Raw genomic sequence first — 22,050 nt, 5'->3', positions numbered from 1 at the left:
CAAACACCTTAATAGTAGCTATTCACTATTAAGGTGTTTCTATCCTTTTTATTCAAATAACCCCATGCTCAAATAACGTTCACCTGTATCAGGCGCAATACATAAAACTTTTTTACCAACGCCTAGACGTTTCGCTATCATGATTGCAGCGTAAACAGATGCTCCAGAAGATGGCCCAACTAATAATCCCTCTTGTCTAGCTAAGTTTCTCATTGTCGTTAAAGCCTCTTCGTCTGCAATTTGAATAATTTCGTTATACACTTCTATATTTAAGTTTTTCGGGATAAACCCTGGGCTTGTTCCTACTAGTTTATGAGGACCTGGCACACCACCTGATAAAACGGGTGATCCTTTCGGTTCCACTACTGCAATATATAAGTTTGGTAATTTCTCTTTTAACGTTTCACCAGTCCCTGTAATCGTTCCGCCTGTTCCTGCCGTTGCAACAAAAGCGTCCAGCTCTCCATCCATTTGTTCGTAAATTTCAAGCGCAGTCGTATAACGGTGAATATTCGGATTAGCTGGATTTTCAAATTGTTGCGGGATAAAACTATTCGGTATTTGTTTTTGCAGTTCTAACGCCTTCGCAATTGCTCCTGGCATTCTTTGTTCTGCTGGTGTTAAAACTACTTCTGCTCCGTATGCTTTCAATAAATTAATACGCTCTTTTGACATATTATCTGGCATAATTAAAATCGCTTTATACCCTTTAGCTGCTGCATTCATCGCTAAACCAATCCCTGTATTCCCGCTTGTCGGTTCAATAATTGTATCTCCTGGTTTGATGAGACCATTTTCTTCTGCAACGTGAAGTAAATTATAAGCAGCACGGTCTTTCACACTGCGCGATGGATTAAACATTTCTAGTTTCACATACACATCTGCTGCGTCTTCCGGAATAAATTTAGATAATCGGACGACAGGTGTATCTCCTATTAATTCCGTAACGTTTTCACACAATTTCATAGCGCATCCCCTATTCTATCGTTTTCTTATCACTTGGCAGTAACCATGAAGTGAGTCCAATTAATGGTAGACAACTACATAATAGCATAATAAATTGCAGGCTATATATATCTGCTAATTTCCCAAGAACTACTGCACCTAATGCTCCAAGTCCAAATGCAAGACCTACGATTAATCCTGACACCATTCCCACTTTTCCAGGTACAAGCTCTTGTGCATATACAACAATTACACTAAAACTACTTGAACTAATAAAACCAATACATAAAAATAACGGTACAACCCACACGAGCGAAACGTGAGGTAATAAAAGTGCAAGTGGAGCTGAGCCAAGCATTGAAAATACAATTATCTTTTTCTTACCGAATCGATCTGCTAACGGTCCTCCGAAGAAAGCTCCTAACACACCAGCAATCATAAATGCGAATACGAAATACTGTGCATTTTTTATAGATAAACCGTAATGCTCTATTAAGTAAAATTGATAGAAATTACCGATACCAGCACCGTACCAAGAACGTACAAAAGTAAGAAAAACAAGAAGTATAATAACGAATTTAATGTGTGTACTTACAATTGCATTTTCCGCCTCAAGCGCAGCTCTCTTTTTCCTTCTTATAGCGCCGGTTGCTAATTCATTTTTGTACCAATTCGATACGAAAATTAATAATACAATTCCTACTGCTGCAAATGCTGTAAAACCTAATGAACCAATTTGACCGAGCGGAACGAAAATTAGCGCTGTAAAAATTGGAGCTAAAGAATTCCCCGTGTTTCCCCCAACTTGATAAATCGCTTGCGCTAAACCTCGTTTTGCACCTGCCGCCATATACGCAACACGAGCGCCTTCTGGATGAAAGACTGCGGAACCTAAACCAATAAATAAAACAGAAATAATAACAATAATAAAGTTTGGTGCAAACGCGAGTCCAATCATTCCAAGCATACTTGAAAACATCCCGAGTGGTAATAAAAATGGTGACGGCTTCTTATCTGAATACATTCCAAACACCGGTTGCATAATCGATGACGTCATATTTAACGCAAACGCAATCCATCCTACTTGCATATAGGATAAATTCATTGTTTTTTCCAAAATAGGAAACAACGCCGGCACAACTGCTTGCATCGAATCATTTAAAAAATGTCCAAAGCTAATCGCAAATAAAATTCGATATATTGTCGGTGTTTCTACAGTGTTTTTTTGTGAAACTGCCTGCATATATGAATCTCCCCTTTCTGTACAAAATATATATTTATTACAGTAGGTGTAATAAATTCTGAGTTTTGAAACATTTCTATTCTATACTGCTTTCATTTCTTTTTCCAGAAATATAACTTAACTCCCGTCATTGGCTTGCATCCTTGTAACTTTCAGCGATAAAACATTACAAAAAAAGACAACCCAATCACATACTGGGTTGCCTCTTACATTAAATTGCAAAACGCTTATACTTCTCGTAATCGCTCGTCTTACATTCTACCTCTAATTTCGTACCTTCGTTTTCGTAACTCGTAGATAAAACGTGTGCATGATTATTGAAATACGAAACTACCTGTCCTTGATCATATGGAATTAACATTTCACACTTCGTATATTCTTTATAAATATGGGAGCGAATCATTTCTACCAGCTCTTCAATGCCAACATGTTTCTTCGCAGATAAATACACGCGATCTTCTTGTACTTTCGGAATTTCAACATCCACCATATCTGATTTGTTATAAGCATAGATCGTTGGAATATTTTCTACTCCAATTTTCTTTAACGTTTCATTTGTAATATCAATTAATTGTTCATAATTTGGATTTGCGTAATCTACGACGTGAATAAGTAAATCCGCTTCCGCTACTTCTTCTAACGTTGAACGGAACGCTTTCACAAGATGATGTGGTAATTTACTTACAAATCCAACTGTATCTGTTAATAAGAATGATTTATTATCTGGTAAATCAATATTTCGTACAGATGTTTCTAACGTCGCGAATAACATATCTTTTTCAAATACTTGCTTTTCTTCTGTACCATTATAAATTTCAAGCATTGCATTCATCGTCGTTGACTTTCCTGCATTCGTATAACCTACTAATGCTACAACAGGTATTTCATTTTTCTTACGCTGCTTTCGCTGCGTTTGACGCTGGGCAACGAGCGCTTCTAAATCTTTATTCAAAACTGAAATTTGTTCTTCAATTTTACGACGGTCTAACTCTAACTTCTTCTCACCGACACCTTTATTTTTCGTACCAACGCCGCCACTCTGTCTCCCTAACGATTCACGAAGGCCGATTAAACGAGGCATCATATACTGAAGGTGTGCTACTTCTACTTGTAGCTGTGCTTCTTTCGTTTTCGCACGTTGCGCAAAAATATCTAAAATTAAAATGGTACGATCAATTACCTTACAATCTAAATCCTCTTCTAAATTTCGAATTTGTGAAGGAGATAATTCATCATTAAAGATGACCATATTCGCATCTATTTCTTGTACATACGCTGCTACTTCTTCAATCTTTCCTTTTCCGATATAATGCGATGGATTTACTCGTTGTAAATTTTGCGTTACTTGCCCAATTACCTCTACATCACAAGCTTCCGCAAGATTTGTTAATTCTTCCATCGAATATGCAAAATCATCTTCATTACCTACATTTACTCCAACTAAAACTGCTCTTTGTAATACTTCTTCCATATATTTATTCCTCCATTTCGATTACGTAAAATAAAAAACACAGGTCGCGCTGCCTGTGTTTTCGTAAACGGATAAGGGTTCACCGAAGAAATAGAAGAAAGCTATGCTTTCATCCTATTTTATAGTCAAAAAGTCCCAAGATTGTATACGTATCCACAATAAGTGTTCACTTATACAATCCCATTCTATTTATAAAGGCAAAACAAAAAGAGGGCGTATTCGTCCCTCCCTCTTTTTCACATATAAGCTTAATAAAGGGTTCCTTTAAAATAGGCAGACCAATCCCGTTCACTCTGTACACAGACAGAGCCTTTGAGCGCTATTCAATTATTGGCACAAAGTATTGAGACGTAATCTGATTAAGATCAAAGGAAGCCCCTCCGTTCATTTTAAGTTACATAAAGTGTAGCATAAGTAATTCGCTTTCACAAGGTTTAACAACCTATATCACACTAAAGAAAATCGTTATATTTTTACTTTAATCGTCATTTTTTGCGAGTTTTTCTCACAATAAAAATAACAAAAGCAATTATCCATAAAAGCCCCATGGAAATAATAGCCACTTGCCACAAACTCAAACCGCTCACCATCTCACCCTTTAAATCCACTTTCTTCGTCGGAACAGACTCTTTTGCAATTTGACTTAAAACCGATTTGTCCGCCCCTGCCTCATCCAATCTCTTCGATCCACTACAACTATGTGTATGTAATTGTTTTTCTGATCCTCTTTGAGTAGAAAATACTAAGTACTCTCCTCCTTCTACAAAGCGAAACATACAATCACCACCCTTTGTATATACGATAATTTGCGAAGAAGTTGTCCCTTTCCAAATTTTCTTCACCTCAAATAACACTTCAGTTCCGACCTCTTCTTTCCTTCCAACCTCAATTACTTTCCCCTCAAACACTACATCGTTTTTTTGAAATGCATCTTCTGTTGATACTTTAATACAATCACAAGCATAAGATTTCTCAGGAAAAATAATAAGAATAAAGCTACAAATGATGATGATAGGAAACATGTGTAAAATTCTTTTCAAGGAGCTGAACTCCCTTCATTATCAATTTTAGAAACTTCTCGTATATTATTTTTACAGCACTCGCCAAATTCCTTCATAGCAAGTTAATCATTATCGTTTTAATACAACAAAAATCTTTATTGACATTTTTATAACCTGATATTAGTATCAGGTTATAAAAATAAAAGTTAGGAGATGTTCCTATGCATTCTAAATCTCGTATTACTGCAATTGGTACTTATGTTCCAGATCAAATATTGTCTAATAACGATTTAGAAAAGATGGTCCATACGAATGATGAATGGATTGTACAAAGAACAGGAATGAAGGAAAGAAGAATCGCTAGCGATGAAGAATACTCCTCAAACTTAGCCATTAAAGCAATTGAAAATTTATGTACAACATACAAGAAAAACTTAGAAGATGTCGACTGTATCATTGTCGCTACTACTACTGCTGATTACGTTTTCCCTAGTGTTGCTTGCCAAATACAACAATACTTCAACATACCTCATACACTAGCTTTTGATTTAAATGCAACTTGTGCTGGTTTTACATATGGACTACACGTCGGTAATAGCTTAATCACTTCTGGATCACATGAAAAAGTACTTGTCGTAGCGACAGAGACATTATCTAAAGTTACTGATTACACCGATAGAACGACCTGTATTTTATTCGGTGATGGTGCTGGAGCTATTTTATTAGAAAGAGATGAAGACACCCAAAGCTTTATCGCTGCTCACATGGGAACAAATGGTGATGGCGGCATTCATCTATATAGAACAAACTTATCTACTACTATGAATGGCACACCACTGCAAACAAATGAAAAAATCGTTCAAAATGGAAGAGAAGTATATAAATGGGCAACACGAACAGTGCCAAAAAGCATAAAAAATTTATTACATAACGCAAATATGCAAGTAGATGATATAGACTGGTTCATACCTCACAGCGCTAACTTACGAATGATCGAATCTATTTGCGAAAAATCTCAAATTCCAATACAAAAAACATTAACGAGCGTGGAATATTTGGGGAATACCTCTTCAGTCACCATTCCACTCGCTTTAAATTTAGCTATAAAAGAAGGAAAGTTAAATAACGGAGACACACTTTTACTATACGGATTTGGTGGCGGACTTACGCATTTAGGACTTATTGTAGAGTGGAATTTAATTTAAGTGTATAAAAAGAGGTTCTAGTCAGTAACTAGAACCTCTTTTTCATTTAATTTCTTGCCCCTTTTCGAGACCATATCACAACAGGAATAAGTAATAACGCTAACACGCCTCCAGCCAATGACAATGCCGCATAACTTGAATTCGCTACTACCATACCTGACATTGCTCCACCAGAAGCTCCAGCTAACGCAATAAAAACATCTATTTTCCCTTGTGTTTTAGCACGTGTAGACGGTGTTGTGGAATCAACGATTTGTGCTGTACCACTTATCAATCCGAGGTTCCACCCTAGCCCAAGTAAAGACAGAGCAACGATTAATAATAATAAAGAATCACTTGGCGCTATCGCAGCTATGACACCCGCTGCAAGTAAAATCACTCCACCAGCTATGCTCATTGTAGTTCGGCCAATTTTATCAATTAACATTCCTGTAACGAGAGATGGAAGATACATTGCACCTACATGAAAACCTATCACAAGTCCTACTGCACTTAAACCGTGACCGTGGTGTCCCATATGAACTGGCGTCATCGTCATAATCGCAACCATCACTATTTGCGTAAGTATCATTACGATTGCTCCAACTGTAATACCTCGTTTATTTTCTTTCGCTTCTTCTGTTATTGGTTGTCCTTTATATGTATGTTCCTGTTTATATCTTTCTATTATGTTAGCAATAATCAAAGGATCTGGACGAAGCATAACAAAAAGAACTAGACCCGCCAGTATAAATGCTGCTGCCGATAATATGAACGGACCTGCAAGTTTAGGAACTCCAATTGATTGAGCAAAACTACCCATTACTCCTACTAAATTTGGTCCTGCAACTGCACCAAAAGTCGTCATTACCATCGTAATACTAACAGCCGTTGCTCTCTGCTTCTTATCTGCTAAATCTGTACCTGCATAACGAGCTTGTAAATTCGTAGCTGTACCGGCACCATATATGAGTAAAGAAATAAGTAAAAGAATAATGCTATTTGTTAAAGCTGCCATTACAACACCAATTGCTCCAAATCCACCTACTATAAACCCTGTTGCAAGACCTATCCGGCGTCCATATCGTTGCGAAAGCTTCCCTACTATGAAAGCTGCTAATGCCGATCCTAATGTAAACATAGCAGTTGGTAATCCTGCAAATGCATCTGTTCCAAGCATTTGCTGCGCAAGAAGTGCACCTACTGCAATACCAGCAGCTAGTCCTGCACCGCCAAACATTTGTGAAATGCTGACGATTATTAACGTTCGTTTGTATAGTTTTTGTTGCTCTTCTTCTGTGTACACATGATCATCTATTAAAGCCCCTGCCTTATCTAGCAATTCCCCATCCTCCTTTTAAAATTAATCCCTCTTGTTAATGTACTATGTATAACGTTACATATTCAATGGCATTTTCCATTCATCCCTTTCATTCTAAAAAACTTTCTAATCATACTCGACTTATCCCATGCTATATTAAAAATACTACTATTCACAATATGCAAGGAGAAAACAATGAAAAAAACAGTAGAATTATGTGAAGCTTGCAAACATGATCCAGTATATAAAATAGAAGAATCCGATGAAGCAAATCAACCTTATAAATTATGTAATCAATGTCATGAGCGTCTTATTTCGTTATCTTTACATCCTAAAGAATGGTACCACCTTGTAATGATTCACTCACCTTATAAATATTATTTGCATGATAGTTTTTATGAAGAAGATGGCAAAGCGAAGCAACCAAAATTAGAGATGAATGAGCACAAACTTACACCCGTGCCCACTTTAGAAGAAGTTCGCTCTAGTTTAGAGGAATTACTTGATTACACCATGACTAGATGGTTTCTTCAAGAAGCAGAAATTGAAGCTCTTAATTGGTACGATCAAAACGAAGTATTAGATGCTGTTATAAAACGCTTTTCAAACACAATGAATGGTGTAATTAAAACTAGATTACTTGAGATTGTTATATGTGTACTAGGAGAAGTCGCCTCAGATTGGATAAGAAAACTATGGAAGGCATTTGATGAAGATTTACTTGCACCTCTTTCTCACGCTGCAGCTTATTGTTTACCATTTGAAGAAGCCTTTTCTTTAGTAATACAAAGGCTAAAAACAGTATTAAAAAGTGAGCTTCCGACCACTTCCTTCATTTGTCTGCATTCTTTTCAATCCTCAGAAACATTAGATTGGATAGAGGAACATGCAGTATCATTTCATAACGATTGGGCGCAATTAGCTGCAGTATCACAACTAACTTGGAGACGAATTAAATCTTGGCTAACAAAAGGACACCCCTTAAGTTTAATAGCACTTGATGCAATGGTTAGCTGTATACCTGCAAATGAAGATGTACTACATGAAATGGATCCAAAAATTTTATTAGCAGATCCGTCAGAAATAAAGTCAACCTTAATAGCTTACAAACAAAGAGACAATGTTCCAACTGTCAAAAGAAGTGTTGAAACTATTTTAGAAAACAAGACAGAAATATTTCAATACATGAATCCTTTACAAATATCTATCAAAAAGAAACCACAAAACTTTTTAGTTATGGATGGCACAGTACAAATCCATGAAAACAGACTGGATGAATACGTATACTTCATTAATACAAACAACTTTACTGATGTTTACATTAATGATCTTAGGTATAGTTTGCACCATATTAATTTTCTTGAACACTGCCCGCAAATTGAAAGCTTACACATTAGTAGTATATATATTACTGATTATTCAGCCCTATATAAATTAAAAAACTTAAAATCTTTATCACTAGAAGAACCACAAGTTCCACTAAACTTAACAGAGCTAGAAAGCTTTACAAATTTAGAGGAACTTCACATACAGTGTAATAAAAACATTAAAGGCTTCGAATCTTGTCCTAACCTAAAAGAACTATACATTTGGAAATACAAACCGAAACAAAAGAACCTTGAAGAATTAATGTCTTTACAAAAAATTGAAAAACTAAGCATTACACAAGGGAACATTAATTCATTAAAAGGATGTAGGTCATTACCTAAATTAAAGCATTTAGAACTCAATTATTTAAGAAATTTAGAGCATATTGATGAAATTGAAAACAATGCTTCAACTTTAAAATACATCGAATTCGACCATTGCAGTAAACTTAAAAACCACGAATATTTGCGCTATTTAACGGAATTAGAAACTCTCATCTTATCAAGTTGTGGTAACATACGAAATCTACAATTCATTAAAGAACTACAAAAATTAAAACATTTAAGCTTCGTGGATTCTACGATTGTAGACGGAAATTTAGAATCTTGCGTCGGAATTGATTTTGTTGGTTTTAATAATAAAAGGCATTATAGTCATAAATTTAAAGAATTAAATCCAGATTTTTCATACTAACGTAAGGAAAACAGGCTAATAGCAGCCTGTTTTCCTTTACGCTTCTTCTACTATCCGTCCCCTTCTCTTTTTACTCAAAGCTTTCCCTTCCCAAAACAACAAGCTTACGAAAGCACAAATTAAAATAATTGGCACACTTGCTTTATATAAATCTGTAAAACTCATAGCCATCTGATTCTTGGCATAATGATTCACATCATTCGAAAATGTGAGTACCTCTTTCTTTATACTTTCCTCTTGTTTTTCAACTTCTTTTGTCACTTGCCTCATAACTTCTTCTCTTTTTACATCTCTATATTCTACTGGAACTTCTCTTAATATTTCAGCCGTCTTGTCGCGAATCAATTCTTCCTTTTTCTCTTTACTTAATCCCATTGCCATTGCATTTTGTTTCTTATTTATATTAGACTCTAAACTTTGATTCTCTATTTTCTCTTTAGTCATTTGTAAAATTTCAGCTTGCTCAGCACTATTCACATGAATATTCCGCACCTTTTCTTCTGCATAACGATATACCTTTTCTTTATTTACAGTTAAATTGTGAGTTAAGTTAGAGACAAATATTGCGACCGCCAATACAATTCCAACTTGTCGTAACATTGATACAACACTTTGAGAAGCAGTTAGTAATTCTCCTTCAAATGAAGACGCACTTAAAACTGTAATTGGCCCCACTACTAAACCATATCCAACACCTAATATCATACATGGAATAATAATTTCTATATTTGTTGAATGAACATCGATCATTTGCAACCAATAGTAGGCTAGCCCCATAATAAGAAATCCTGACAAAATAATAGTTACTTTTCCGAGTTTTTTAATTAAAGTTGCTGCAACTGGTGAGACAAAAAATATCATTGCTGAAATAGGTGTCACTAAAAAAGCCGCTTCAATTTCCGTTCGACCTTGTAGTTTCGTCAAGAACGTCGGAAGCAATACAGTAACTCCAATTAAAAATAAATTACTTAATATAACAACGATCGACGCTCCGACAAACATTCGATCTTGAAATAACTTTAAATTCACCATTGGGTTATGAATCTTTCGTTCTACTAAAACAAATAGAATAAGAGAAATAGTACTAATTGTATAACAAGACAAAGCAATATTACTTTGCCATCCCCATGTATTACCTTTTACTAATATGAGAGTAAATGAAAAAATTGCTGTGCTACTTAATAGTAGTCCTATCCAATCTATTTTTGAGATAATACGTTCTTCATTTTTTATTTGTAGCATGATGCAACATAACACGATTCCTATTATACAAACCGGAACATTAACGAAGAACACCCATCTCCATCCTAAATTTTGCGTAATAATTCCACCTATTACTGGTCCCATAGCAGCTGACAATCCTTGTGTTACTCCTAAAATCGCAAGCGCAACATGCCTTTTAGCTAATGGCATAGCTGATACACCAATTACCATACTTGTTGGAAATAAAATCGCTGCCCCAATACTTTGTATAAAACGAGAAAAAATAAGAAAATCGCCTGTATTAGCAAAAGCGCAAAGTACCGATCCACCACCAAAAATCACCAGACCAAGAATATACATCTTTGCTTTTCCAAAGATATCAGCTATCCGCCCTAACGGAATGGCAAGTACTGCAATCGTCATTGTATAAACATTTAATACCCAAGACATCTTTTCTAATGAAGTATTTACACTCGATTGTATTGCCGGTAAAGCTATATTCATAATTGTCGTATCAATCATACAAAGAAAGATACCTAGACACATTAAAAAGACAATCTTAATACCCTTTGATTGCTCCATCTTTATATACCCCTTTATTTATTGTGAACGCGTTTTTCATTCTTCTGTTTTATTGTTTTCTTTCGCCTCTAACTCTTCTAATTTTTTCTTCAAAGTCTCCACTTGTGCACTATACGATGCAATACCTACGTCTAGTGAAATTTCTTCGACGAAAGTAATACCTACTCTCCACTTTTCATATTTCAATCGAAGATCTGCAATGTACGCTTCTTTTCTTTCAATTTCATCTTTAATCCATTTTTTTATTGTTACATCATCACTATAGTTACCAAAATACATTCTCATTAAAAAATCCGAACGTAAAACATCCTTCTCTACAGGTGTCTGCATGTATTGATAAAATTCTTCACGCCCCTCATCTGTAATAAAGTACATTTTCTTATTCGGTTTTCCCTCTTGCATGACAACCTCTTTTTTTATTTTCCCCTCATTCTCCAATTGTCGTAACGTTGGATAAATCATTCCAAAACTTCCATCAAAAAAATGAGTAAATACGTCTTCAAACACAATTTTAATATCGTAACCAGACAATTCCTTTTCCATTAATAAACCTAAAACAACATCTCTTCCCTTCAAAGTAAAACCCCCACATATTATATAATCAATAATCATATTAACAATGTTAATATGATTATTGATTATACACCTTATTCTGTTAATTGTAAAATGTTTCTAAATAAAAAAGCCCCATAATTTGGTTTCACCAATTCACAGGGCCATTTTCTTATTTACTCTTTAACACCTACATCTTGCAAAACTTCAATATCCTCTTTCATTTCATAATAATAAGAAGGCAATTCTATACCATGTTCTAAGAAATAATCTTCTATGAATGAAATAATGATTTTTAACGTTTTCACACGGGCATACAATTTATCGTTACTTTCAATAATATGCCACTTCGCATTTGGCTTACTTGTTCTTTCAAACATGTCTTCCATCGCTTCAACATACTCATCCCATTTTTCACGATTACGCCAATCTTCGTCTGTAATTTTCCATCTTTTCAAAGGATTTTTCTCTCTATCTTTAAATCTCTTTAACTGTTTCTCTTTACTTATATGATAGAAGAACTTCCCTATTATGTAATGGTCATCTGTTAGTAGTTTTTCAAAATCATTAATCTCATCATATGCTCTCATCCACTCTTCCTTTGTAGCAAAACCTTCAACACGCTCAACTAACACACGACCGTACCATGAGCGATCAAAAATAGTAATTTGCCCGTACTGTGGAATTTTGCGCCAGAAACGTTGCAAATAATGGTAACGTTTTTCATGAGGTGCAGGCGCTCCAATTGGATTTACTTGGAACCCACGTGGGTCAAGATGTTCCGTCACCCGCTTAATTGCCCCACCTTTACCAGCCGCATCCCATCCTTCCATAACAAGCATAACCGCAATTTTTTCTTCTTTCAAAATTTGTTGTAATGCTAATAAGCGCCTTTGATATTTTTCGAGTTTCTTATTGTACTTAGATTTTGATTCAATTTTTTTCGTTAAGTCTACTTTAGCAAGATGTCCATTTTCCATAAAACAAATCCCCCTTGTTGTATGACAATGTTATTTTAACATATTTTTGGAAATTCTTTCATATCCTAAAAAGCTGTGTAGAAACATCTCTACACAGCTTCCTTCTCTAATTTCACATATATAAGCACATTTAACTACATTAAAATAAATAATTTATACGGAACTCTTAGTATATTCTTTTTATTAAAACGTAAAAATAGCCCTTTTAAAAAGGGCGGCAATCTAAGTATAGAAAAAATAAATTTATTCTTTCTTACTACATACGTAATTATGCCAGCTATAAGAGTAGTGAATAAGATATTAATTCACTACTCACAATACCCGTTTTACATTATATGGTATATTCGCTCGTAAAAAGAAGATAATAACAAGTAAATCCATTAAAGAATGGGAGCTCTCAAAAAATGAAACGAAAAATATTAACTCTCTTTACGCTTATATGTTTAGCACTACCAATGCAAGCTAGTGCTTACACATTTCAGTCACTACCGATTGCGTCAAAGTCTAAACAATGGTATGTCGAAATTGATAAATCTCATAACTCAAACAAGCAAGCAATCCAGCCGAAACAAGGTGTATTTGATACGTATAGTTTACTCGTAAAAAACATCGGTCATGATGTATCAAACGTATCCGTGGAAATACTTGATAACAATCCTACCTCTAAGGCTACCTTTAAACCTACTACACCTAATGAAAATATTTCTAAAAGTCATACAAGCTTTGACTACATGGTATTCCCATTAGACTTTAATAGTCATAATTTTAAAGTTGTGATCACTTGGGAAGAAAAGAATTTCTCTTATAACGGCCATCCGTTAAATGAAGGTAAAAAAATGAAACAAACATTTGTATTTAATGAAGAATAAGTCCTAATTTCTTTAGGGCTTATTCTTTCTTATGGATACCAATCGATACAGCACTAAAGCTACCTATGCAAACTTGGTTTAAAGAAAGATTCCCATTATTTTTTGAAAAAGGCACTTTTGAAATTCAACGCGTTTGGGATGATGAGCTAAATAAACAAGTTTCTATGACAATTACCCATACATAAAAAAGCTTGGAAACCTATCCAAGCCTTTCTTACCTCTGTGCAATTCTTTCAATCTTATAATGAATATGTAAAAATTCAAGTCCAAATAGCCACATGCTATGATGAGCTGTTAACATTTCATCCTTACCCTCTGTAATGATGAAAGTCTCTGCTAACGGTAAACGGATTGTTAAGAACCGAGTATGTAAATAAATCCCCTCATCTCCCTGGCCATTTTCTCTTAACTTACTAGTAATGATTAAATCATGATTATCATTACATAGCCTCAAAATACCAGTCATATTCGAATAAGGTAAAGGCAAGGCGATATTCATATATGTCTCATCCTTATTTGTATGCTTTGAATAAAGAGCTACAAAAATAGATTCACCTGCTTCATTTTTCCTTAGCCAAGCTCTTACATTCTCTCTTCCATCTTCCTCATCCATTACACCAATGATAGAGCCATGCATCGGTTCCCACTTGTCGCCCATTCCTAAATGTATTTGTCCTACACGCTTGCTCATTTTCTCATAACAAAATGCAAATGGGCGGAACCAATGAGCCCATTTAATATTCGATTGCAACTCATACTCTGTTGTATTTTCATAAAAATGAATAATGGTTAAAGGAATCTTCGTTGCTTCAAATGCCTCACTATGAAAATCATTCATTTTATCAACTAAACCATTGTATTCCTTACTGTCTACTAAATTTCTGCCATATAAAAACGCTTCACCAATTGCCACATTTCCTCTTAACTTACTCATTGGTTTTCCGTAGTATTTATAATTCGGAACACTCTTTTCGATCATCCAGCCAACAAATGCTGGTAACGCTACTCCAATTCCATTGACAACACCGTGAATCCAAACCATTTGGGTAATTGTAATCGTCATTACATGCTTCAAATTCCCATATGAGTATATGAGTGAGAACATAATTGTAACCATGAGCGTACTAGACGAAATGATTAGAAGAATCTTTGCACTGATAGTATTAAATTTTGCTCTCCAAACGTAAAATCCATATCCATAAATCGCACATAAATATAGAAACACTGCAAAAAATTCAAATATTCTCGAGTATGTAATTCCTATTGCAACTGTCATAGGTGAAATCATGATGATAAACATAATAGCATCATATACTTTACTTCTCTTTTCTCTTTTTCTCCCTATTAAACCAGCTGATAATGGCAATAGAAACGCCGAATAATGAAAATGTGCAGCTGTGAGTAAAACAATGTCAGAGCTAAAATGCATAATTGAAAGTTTTGCTACTGAAGCAAAAAACCAAAAACCACCTAAAAACAAATAAATAAACGCACTATCTATGGCGGTCTCTTCTAACGGCTTCCATCCTCTTTCTAGCAATCTACTTACACCAAATAACGCAACAATTCCTGTATATACAAACCAAACTAGCGCAAATACATAGTGATTTGTGACGAAAGCTAGCATTGCACAAATTGCTGCGATTGGATATAAAAACGATACGAATTTATAAAATAATAAATACGATCCATCTCTTTTTCTTTTATCAATAATACAAAACGACATTGGTATAAATAATAAAACAGATAATAATATAATTGCTTCAACAGGATTTGTATTCGACCGCTCACATAATAGAAAAACAACATAACAAGCAAGCCCAAATATTATATTTTTCATATCGTTTATTTCCTTTCCACAAATGTTCCCTTATATGAAAAAAGCGAGCCAATTAACGGGTTTCGTACTTGTACATGAATTCGAAAACATTGTAGTTCATCATCATAACTTTCAACAATTTTTGCTTCACCATACAAAATTTTGGTAACGGAATTTTTCTTCCAAACATATAAAACCATTGTTTCTTTGAAGAAATATGCATTGCACCTAACTCATCGATATGAAAATGCAGTGTAGAAACGAGTAAATGTGGTTCGCCAAAATAATCTACAATTTCATTTTCTTTTTCATCCAATTGCATAACTGCATTAAAATATCTTTTCTTATTATGAAAATAAAAAGTACGATTCCACCTTACTAATTCTTGTCCATATTCATCTCGCTCAGCTGTATTTTGTATCGTAAATGGAATTTCCTCTCCTCGTTCTGAGAAAAACATTCGAAACCTCGATGCAATTTTTAATATGAATTTTACGAAAAAAGAACCACCGTAAATTTCATCCATCTTTCCTTCCCCTGTAAAACTATTTTCTTCTGTAATCGCATAACGCTTCTGCAATTCAGGATGAAGATTTTTATAGATATCCCCTAATAATCGTTCATACATATTAGCCATACACTTATCCCTTTCTCGTCCTCTTGCAATTTTTCGCGCTTGGTAAATCGAAACTATTTATATAACCGACAATTGATAACCCCATTAGAAGAATATTTAATGTAATCGGATTAAACGGACCTGTAAAGCTTGCAATATTCGTAAATCCTGCCGCTATCGTTAGAACCAATAACACAATAATATGCAGGATAAATAATTTTCGTTTTGTTAGTGGCAACAGCCATACGACACCGAAAATTATTTCTAACACCCCAATTATTTTAAGTATATATACACTATTTTCATTTGAACCGATTAATACAGAAAGCATCTTTACTTCTTCTGAATGAGTAAACAGTAGTTTTGGCACTATCCCTTGATATATCCATACAAAAGCAAATAAAAAACATACGAGCCAATACGTCATTGTTCTTCTAATTAGTAACCTAGGATGAAGCCCCTTTTCTAACCATAATTTTAAGGCATCAAAACTCCAAGCCGTCGCCCAACCTAATAACGGACGAAAAATATAGGAATCTATTACATTTCCTATACGACCAAATCTTGTATCATAATCATATTGTGTCTCAAAATGGATGTATTCTTTATTCGGCGTATACTTCCAATAACCACGTCCTATTTGAATAAGAGATAATGTATTATCCGTCCAAAATTTTAAAGAGGAAATTCTTTCACCAGTTTCTTTTCTTATTTCACCTATTGATTCCCCTTCTCCAGCTATTTCAAGCCCAAATCCAATCTTTGTTTTATACAAAAACTTCTGTGGTTCTCCTTCTTTTTTCTCTAAATACGAAATTTCAGTAAAGCGAGCATCCCACTCTGTATGTATATCTGGTTCTTGCGTATATCCCCATAATTTTTCCATCTTCGTTTTCATTTTTGTCGCAACATAAATAGGCTGTTTCCTTTTCATTCTCCCACCTCCTATGCACTATAAGTTTAATGTACATGCAATGAATTTATTTTGCTACATTTTTCACAAACTTCCCTGTAAAAAGAAAGAATTTTAAAAATATATATATAACACTTGATTCCCCGAAAAATTTAAATTATTATAAAACAAATGTTACCAACAACTTCATAAATCAAACACTCTCGCCTAAAACGTGAGATAGAGGTTGCGATACTTATGAGTATTCTAATGGAGACACAGAGATGTCTATGAACTTAGATGAAAGGAAGTATTGCCGAAATTGATAAGTTTCTCTGCATTTATCAATTGGGGCTGTTTTCGAATAGAAACAGAACTGTCATATGTACAGACGTGTATGTATGAAGAGCTATCTACAAAAAAGAGATATCATTTTTTATGATATTCCTTTTTTGGCGGTTTTTTTATTAGCTCCGTTTTCTGTTTCCCTTTTCCTGTAACAGCACCATCCTCACTTATTTGAGATGGTGTTTTTTGTTTGTCTTTCTGGTAACTACAGGAGTATTGGGATCTATATATTTCCTAATCTATTCTTAAAAATAGACGAAAGAAGGAATTTGTAATGGAAACAATTGTTCAAAAATTTGGTGGCACTTCTGTCGGAAGCGTCGAACGCATTCAACATGTAGCAAATTTAATCATTGAAGAATATGAACGAGGTCATAGCGTTGTCTCTGTCGTTTCAGCAATGGGAAAAAGCACGGATGAACTTGTCGCACTCGCTAACGTTATTACAGAAAATCCAAGTAAACGTGAAATGGATATGCTTCTATCTACAGGAGAACAAGTAACTATTTCATTATTAACAATGGCACTGCAAGCAAAAGGCTATCATGCAATTTCATTAACAGGGTGGCAAGCTGGTATTACGACAGAATCTGTACATAGTAGTGCACGGATTACTGACATTCATACAGATCGTATTCAATCTTATCTTGCTGAAGGCACGATTGTTATCGTAGCTGGTTTCCAAGGTATAAGTGTAGAAAATGAAATTACAACGCTTGGCCGTGGTGGTTCTGATACGACTGCTGTCGCACTAGCCGCTGCACTTAAAGCAAAAAAATGTGATATTTATACGGATGTGACAGGCGTATATACAACGGACCCACGAGTTGTAAAAGATGCTTACAAATTAGACGAAATTTCTTATGACGAAATGTTAGAGCTTGCAAATCTTGGTGCTGGCGTATTACACCCGCGAGCTGTTGAGTTTGCTAAAAATCATAACGTAGTTTTAGAAGTTCGCTCAAGTATGGAACAAGAAAACGGAACAATTGTAAAAGGAGAATGTAACATGGAACAACAATCAATCGTTAAAGGTATTGCATTTGAGGATAACATTACACGTGTCACAATTAAAGGACTAGAACAAGGATCGCTTTCAACAGTTTTCTCTACATTAGCAGCAGCACACATTAATGTAGATATCATCATTCAAAGTATTACAAATGAAGGAACTGTACATCTCTCCTTCTCCATTCACTCGAATGATTTAAGAGAAACTTTAAAAGTTTTGGAACAAAATCAAGAAACTCTTCACTACGAATCTGTAGAACATGAAAATCACTTAGCAAAAGTATCAATTGTAGGATCTGGCATGGTATCTAACCCTGGTGTCGCTGCAAATATGTTTACTACTTTAAAAGAAGAAGATATTCATATTAAAATGGTAAGTACATCAGAAATTAAAGTGTCTGTCGTTATTGACCGCCTTCATTTAGTAACAGGGGTTGAGGCGCTGCATCAATCATTTATGGCGAAAATTGAGCCTTTAGTGCAAATGAGCTAATTTGATATGCTCAGTAACACTTATAAAAAAATCATATTAATCTACTTCCTTCCTATTAAATAAAAGCTGTTCGTTAACAAGATGCTATATGACATATAAAAAAACACCTTGTCACCTTTTCCTATACTACGACAAGGTGTTTTTGACTGAAAGGAATTTGTAACTACTTAGTAGTATAATTATGAGGATGATTAAATAATAAACTTTTATACATAAGGAGATAAGAATATGGCAAAAAACAAATTACTACGAATGGACAATGTCAGCATCGTTGTAGAATCCCTTGATAACGCAATCTCTTTCTTTGAGGAGATTGGCTTGAACCTCGAAGGGCGAGCCACTATCGAAGGTGAATGGGCTGGTCGCGTAACTGGACTCGGCTCTCAGTGCGTAGAGATTGCTATGATGGTCACTCCAGATGGCCACAGTCGAATTGAACTTTCGCGATTTCTCACCCCTCCTACTATAGCAGATCACCGAAATGCTCCTGTAAACGCCCTCGGTTATCTACGCGTCATGTTCACCGTTCAAGATATTGAAGAAATGGTATCCAGACTCACTAAGCATGGTGCAGAGCTCGTTGGCAAAGTAATTCAGTACGAGGACTCGTATCGTCTCTGCTACATTCGTGGAGTCGAAGGAATTTTAATCGGTTTAGCGGAAGAACTCAGTAATAAATAAGCAAGTGACGTTTTGTAAAAAGGCGCTATCATTGAATAAAACGTAGACTCTTAAGCGACTTTATTATTATATTTTTGACCCCGTCCTAACTTTAGAACGGGGTTATGCTTGTTTGAGCTTTTAAAATTAAATAACTTTATTATCATTTTACATATAGATTTCAAGGATCTACCCAAATAGCTTTCATATTACCAATATCCCAAAATCATTATAAAACAATTAAAATATTCGTTATACCCTTTCCTAGGAAATATAACTAACTCTTCTCACTTTTTATCACATATATCTTTTCGCTCTTTCCCTTGAAAAAATGATCTATATTCATTCAAAATAACTTTCTTAACATCAGAGTAAAAAACCATCATGAATAACGCCATTCCTAATACAACCACCTGTACTTTTTCATAATCAATAAACGCACTCATAATTAACAAACCAAATCCAATATAAAAACCAAACTCATTCTCTTTTTCAAAATCCTCATCTTCTTCATCAATATGTATTTTTTCTTTAATATTCTGTTTCCCTTTTATTAACTCATCAAGCGTAACATTGTACATTTCGCTTAGTAAAATTAGATTATCAATATCAGGATAACTTTTATCATTTTCCCATTTGTATACTGCTTGCCTTGTCACACCAATCTTTTTAGCAACATCCTCTTGCGAAAACCCCTTTGATTCTCGTAGTTTTTTTAGCTGTTCTCCTATGCTCATAACGTCCCCTCCTTTAACAAATTATTACATAAAAAGAGATATAAATGAAAGAAACCATTAGTAAAACTCTCTGTAAACCATTCGTTTACACAATTAAAAAAAGAGGGAATAGCTCTATATTTAAGCTATTCCCTCACTTCTATTAAAACAGATGAATGTTTTCTTTTTTACAAGCTGCACGTAAATCGTCAGGCCATACAGAAGATTGAACTTCACCGATATGTGCTTTACGTAAGAAGTACATGCACATTCTTGATTGTCCAATGCCACCGCCGATTGTTAATGGTAGTACGTCTTCTAATATACCTTTATGGAAATCATACTCACGTTTGAAGTCTTCACCAGTTTTCGTTAACTGCTCATCAAGTGATTTACTATCAACACGAATTCCCATTGATGATAATTCAAATGAAGATTGTAGTACTGGGTGCCAGAATAAAATATCACCGTTTAATTTCCAATCGTCATAATCAGCCGCGCGTCCGTCATGCTTTTCACCTGAACGAAGTGCATCACCAATTCCGATAATAAAGACTGCACCGTGTTCTTTTGCAATTGCGTGTTCACGATCTTTCGGTGTTAATTCTGGATATTTATCTTCTAGTTCTTGAGAAGTAATGAAAACAATCTCTTCTGGTAAATACTTTCCAAGGAACGGATATTTTTCAAATAAGTGATCTTCTAAATCTTTGAATATTCCATAAATTGTTTGTACTGTTTTTTGTAAGTAATCGACAGTACGCCATTCTTTTTGAACGATTTTTTCCCAATCCCATTGGTCAACGTAAATGGAATGTGTTGCATCAAGTTCTTCATCACGACGAATCGCGTTCATGTTTGTATATAAACCTTCACCAGCTTCGTATCCGTATTCATGTAATGCAAATCGTTTCCATTTCGCTAGTGAATGAACAATTTCTAATTCTTCTCCTGAATGTAACATATCAAATTCAATTGGGCGTTCTACACCGTTTAGGTGATCGTTTAATCCTGATTTTTTCGTTACGAATAATGGTGCAGATACGCGGAATAGTTCAAGGCGTTTTGCTAATTGGTCCTCGAAAAATGTTTTAACTTCCTTAATTGCGATTTGAGTCTCTCTTACTGTCATTAATGATTGATACATGGTGGTTTCCTCCTAAAATGTTTGGATGTTGTGAAAAGAAGCCAACAAAAAAAGCCCTTCTTTCCCAAAAAACTGGGACGAAAGGCTTTGGTTCCGCGGTACCACCCAAATTAGCAACAGAGGTTGCTCACTTATACAATACGGAGATGAAATATCTCGATACTGTTCTTCTTGTAACGGCGAAGTTCCCGGCTAAGTCTACTTTCCTATAAAGGATTTCGGTTAGCAACTCCAGGAGGTTCTTCATAATAGGCTTCGTATCAGGCTCACACCACCCCTGACTCGCTTAAACTACGTCCTACTACTACTCGTCCTTTCATAGTCGTTTTGTTGTCACATCTCTGAAACATTTTATTAATGATTATTCTATACAAAAAATAAAGAAAGTCAACAAAAAGTTTTAAAATGTTTTTCAATTCTTTATTTTACGGCTTTATTGATTGTTGTTAATTTAACATCTTTACTTTTTCTGCCTCGTCAATCCAAAAAATGTTTCACTGACCGAAACTAACGTATACACAACAATTAATGTGATCGTTCGGAATATAGAATCCGCAGTATTTCTTATTATTTTCATTTTCTTTATAATTCCTTTCAGTTTACTTGCAATTTCATGATATACTATAGCATTCAAGCAGTTTATTTTTACTTAAAGCAATCATAGTCATTTATAAAGAGTATTTTCTAAATCATTGACTATTATCAAATAAGATTTTTATATAACGGAGTGATCATATGAGTAAAACGAAAGCAAAACCGAAAAAAGGTGTAGGACAAGGTACAGGAAGTAAAGGATGGAACCGTTGGCAATCAAGTGCAAAGAAAAAGGCAGCTGCCAAACCATACAAAAGTAAAGGTACAAAGAAGTAATTTAAATAACATTTGATTTCTTTACTTTGTACAAAACAAAATATAATTATTACAACAAAAAAAGCT

The 22,050-nt window shown here is 34.7% G+C and carries 18 protein-coding genes, 2 pseudogenes, 1 riboswitch and 1 other annotated feature; of the genes and pseudogenes, 7 read left to right on the top strand and 13 right to left on the bottom strand.

Going from position 1 to position 22,050, the window contains the following annotated elements; genetic code table 11:
• Positions 1–48 precede the first annotated feature (48 nt).
• From cysK to AC241_RS09295, 4 genes are all read right to left on the bottom strand, one after another.
• Complete coding sequence (cysK, locus tag AC241_RS09310; RefSeq protein ID WP_048565301.1) at positions 49–966, bottom strand: cysteine synthase A; 918 nt, start codon at positions 964–966, stop codon at positions 49–51.
• Positions 967–976: 10 nt separating this feature from the next.
• Positions 977–2,188 carry an MFS transporter gene (locus tag AC241_RS09305; protein WP_050843233.1) on the bottom strand — a complete coding sequence of 404 codons (1,212 nt, stop codon included), beginning with the start codon at positions 2,186–2,188 and terminating at the stop codon, positions 977–979.
• Between the two features lie 211 nt (positions 2,189–2,399).
• Positions 2,400–3,659, bottom strand: a complete 1,260-nt coding sequence (gene hflX, locus AC241_RS09300) for a GTPase HflX (RefSeq protein ID WP_000393282.1) — start codon at positions 3,657–3,659, stop codon at positions 2,400–2,402.
• Positions 3,660–4,144: 485 nt separating this feature from the next.
• Positions 4,145–4,681 carry a cobalamin biosynthesis protein CbiN gene (locus AC241_RS09295; protein WP_103574571.1) on the bottom strand — a complete coding sequence of 179 codons (537 nt, stop codon included), beginning with the start codon at positions 4,679–4,681 and terminating at the stop codon, positions 4,145–4,147.
• A gap of 200 nt (positions 4,682–4,881) precedes the next feature.
• Here AC241_RS09295 and AC241_RS09290 point away from each other — a divergent pair, with 200 nt between their 5' ends.
• The gene (locus AC241_RS09290; RefSeq protein ID WP_016082094.1) at positions 4,882–5,865 is read left to right on the top strand and encodes a ketoacyl-ACP synthase III; all 984 of its coding nucleotides are present in this window, start codon (positions 4,882–4,884) and stop codon (positions 5,863–5,865) included.
• A gap of 46 nt (positions 5,866–5,911) precedes the next feature.
• Here AC241_RS09290 and AC241_RS09285 read toward each other — a convergent pair whose 3' ends face one another.
• Positions 5,912–7,186 (bottom strand): MFS transporter, encoded by a 1,275-nt coding sequence (locus AC241_RS09285; protein WP_050843230.1) that lies wholly within the window; start codon positions 7,184–7,186, stop codon positions 5,912–5,914.
• A 174-nt stretch (positions 7,187–7,360) separates the two neighbouring features.
• On the opposite strand from AC241_RS09285, the gene AC241_RS09280 reads away from it, so the two are divergent.
• Positions 7,361–9,226, top strand: a complete 1,866-nt coding sequence (locus AC241_RS09280) for a leucine-rich repeat domain-containing protein (protein WP_043936863.1) — start codon at positions 7,361–7,363, stop codon at positions 9,224–9,226.
• 36 nt (positions 9,227–9,262) lie between these two features.
• On the opposite strand, the gene AC241_RS09275 is transcribed toward AC241_RS09280, so the two are convergent.
• The 3 genes from AC241_RS09275 to AC241_RS09265 all read right to left on the bottom strand — a co-directional run bounded on the left by AC241_RS09275 (position 9,263) and on the right by AC241_RS09265 (position 12,543).
• The gene (locus AC241_RS09275) at positions 9,263–11,011 is read right to left on the bottom strand and encodes an MDR family MFS transporter (protein WP_016082096.1); all 1,749 of its coding nucleotides are present in this window, start codon (positions 11,009–11,011) and stop codon (positions 9,263–9,265) included.
• A gap of 36 nt (positions 11,012–11,047) precedes the next feature.
• Positions 11,048–11,587 (bottom strand): PadR family transcriptional regulator, encoded by a 540-nt coding sequence (locus AC241_RS09270; protein ID WP_000678333.1) that lies wholly within the window; start codon positions 11,585–11,587, stop codon positions 11,048–11,050.
• 152 nt (positions 11,588–11,739) lie between these two features.
• Entirely contained in the window at positions 11,740–12,543 is an 804-nt protein-coding gene (locus AC241_RS09265; protein ID WP_029441964.1) for a polyphosphate kinase 2 family protein, read from the bottom strand.
• 404 nt (positions 12,544–12,947) lie between these two features.
• Between AC241_RS09265 and AC241_RS09260 the strand changes: the two genes are divergently transcribed.
• Both AC241_RS09260 and AC241_RS09255 read left to right on the top strand, forming a co-directional pair.
• The gene (locus tag AC241_RS09260) at positions 12,948–13,412 is read left to right on the top strand and encodes a hypothetical protein (protein WP_050843228.1); all 465 of its coding nucleotides are present in this window, start codon (positions 12,948–12,950) and stop codon (positions 13,410–13,412) included.
• Positions 13,413–13,441: 29 nt separating this feature from the next.
• A pseudogene (locus AC241_RS09255) lies at positions 13,442–13,597 on the top strand (DNA mismatch repair protein MutT); the annotation flags it as partial.
• Between the two features lie 29 nt (positions 13,598–13,626).
• On the opposite strand, the gene AC241_RS09250 reads toward AC241_RS09255, so the two are convergent.
• The 3 genes and pseudogenes from AC241_RS09250 to AC241_RS09240 all read right to left on the bottom strand — a co-directional run bounded on the left by AC241_RS09250 (position 13,627) and on the right by AC241_RS09240 (position 16,781).
• Positions 13,627–15,252 (bottom strand): YndJ family protein, encoded by a 1,626-nt coding sequence (locus AC241_RS09250; RefSeq protein WP_029441963.1) that lies wholly within the window; start codon positions 15,250–15,252, stop codon positions 13,627–13,629.
• Between the two features lie 5 nt (positions 15,253–15,257).
• Positions 15,258–15,793: pseudogene (locus tag AC241_RS09245) on the bottom strand (DUF4166 domain-containing protein).
• Between the two features lie 79 nt (positions 15,794–15,872).
• The gene (locus AC241_RS09240; protein WP_029441961.1) at positions 15,873–16,781 is read right to left on the bottom strand and encodes a DoxX-like family protein; all 909 of its coding nucleotides are present in this window, start codon (positions 16,779–16,781) and stop codon (positions 15,873–15,875) included.
• Positions 16,782–16,972: 191 nt separating this feature from the next.
• A riboswitch (Lysine riboswitch) is annotated at positions 16,973–17,159 on the top strand.
• 202 nt (positions 17,160–17,361) lie between these two features.
• Between AC241_RS09240 and AC241_RS09230 the strand changes: the two genes are divergently transcribed.
• Both AC241_RS09230 and AC241_RS09225 read left to right on the top strand, forming a co-directional pair.
• Positions 17,362–18,591 carry an aspartate kinase gene (locus AC241_RS09230; protein ID WP_029441960.1) on the top strand — a complete coding sequence of 410 codons (1,230 nt, stop codon included), beginning with the start codon at positions 17,362–17,364 and terminating at the stop codon, positions 18,589–18,591.
• A gap of 228 nt (positions 18,592–18,819) precedes the next feature.
• Positions 18,820–19,272 carry a VOC family protein gene (locus AC241_RS09225; protein ID WP_050843226.1) on the top strand — a complete coding sequence of 151 codons (453 nt, stop codon included), beginning with the start codon at positions 18,820–18,822 and terminating at the stop codon, positions 19,270–19,272.
• Positions 19,273–19,538: 266 nt separating this feature from the next.
• Here the strand turns inward: AC241_RS09225 and AC241_RS09220 are convergent, their stop codons facing one another.
• Together AC241_RS09220 and asnA are read right to left on the bottom strand one after the other, a co-directional pair.
• A complete protein-coding gene (locus AC241_RS09220; protein WP_016082105.1) occupies positions 19,539–19,988 on the bottom strand; it encodes a helix-turn-helix domain-containing protein in 450 nt (149 codons plus the stop codon).
• A gap of 142 nt (positions 19,989–20,130) precedes the next feature.
• Positions 20,131–21,114, bottom strand: coding sequence for an aspartate--ammonia ligase (asnA, locus tag AC241_RS09215; RefSeq protein ID WP_000284912.1), 984 nt, complete (start codon positions 21,112–21,114; stop codon positions 20,131–20,133).
• Positions 21,115–21,184: 70 nt separating this feature from the next.
• Positions 21,185–21,443, bottom strand: a binding site (T-box leader).
• Positions 21,444–21,849: 406 nt separating this feature from the next.
• Between asnA and AC241_RS09205 the strand changes: the two genes are divergently transcribed.
• A complete protein-coding gene (locus AC241_RS09205; RefSeq protein ID WP_000047588.1) occupies positions 21,850–21,984 on the top strand; it encodes a DUF3934 domain-containing protein in 135 nt (44 codons plus the stop codon).
• Positions 21,985–22,050: the final 66 nt, after the last annotated feature.

Source organism: Bacillus thuringiensis (assembly GCF_001182785.1).
Lineage (GTDB): Bacteria > Bacillota > Bacilli > Bacillales > Bacillaceae_G > Bacillus_A > Bacillus_A thuringiensis_S.
Note: the sequence above shows the minus strand (reverse complement) of the source record. Positions and strands in the feature narration are given on the sequence as shown.